Source organism: Arcobacter sp., from assembly GCF_050300555.1.
GTDB lineage: Bacteria > Campylobacterota > Campylobacteria > Campylobacterales > Arcobacteraceae > Arcobacter.
On the sequence record NZ_JBNKXY010000326.1, the window covers coordinates 1 to 556 of the forward strand.

General features: G+C 41.5%; 1 protein-coding gene. It reads left to right on the forward strand.

Features of this window, described 5'->3' with window-relative positions; genetic code table 11:
- On the forward strand, positions 1 to 223 hold a 223-nt coding region (locus ACQY5W_RS13460; RefSeq protein WP_428025479.1), incomplete at its 5' end, for a hypothetical protein.
- Positions 224 to 556: the final 333 nt, after the last annotated feature.

Genomic DNA, 556 nt, shown 5'->3' on the forward strand with positions numbered 1-556 from the left:
CCCTACACCATTCATCCTGGTGAGACCAAGATGTATAGAGATGAAGTTTGATATTACCACGTATGTGGCAACTTGTGGTGTTTGTCAAATGGTGAAGGCTGAGCATAAAAGGCCCGCAGGTTTATTGAAGCTTTTAGAGATTCTAGAGTGGAAGTGGGAGCACATCACTATGGATCTTGTGGTTGGTTTACCTCACACTCCTTGGGGTAAGGATGCTATATGATTTGTAGTGGATCGACTCACTAAGTCGGCAAACTTCTTCCCAATTTTTTTCTCAAACACACAGGAGAGCTGTGTATTATTATATTAAGAAGAAGAAAAAATGAGATGAGCGTGTACGGATGAAAAAACACACCCACTCCGTAGCTGGTTCCATTGGTAGACCGTCATCTCTTTCCCTCTCGATCACGCTATGTCAACTTTTTCTTTTCATCTCGATCACAACGCTCTAGCAGCAATCTACAGTAGCCTATGTCACACCCAATTTTTTTAGCCAAAACTAAATGTTCATAGTATGTGTGTCCAGGAATCAAGTTTACACACATACCGTACAGAT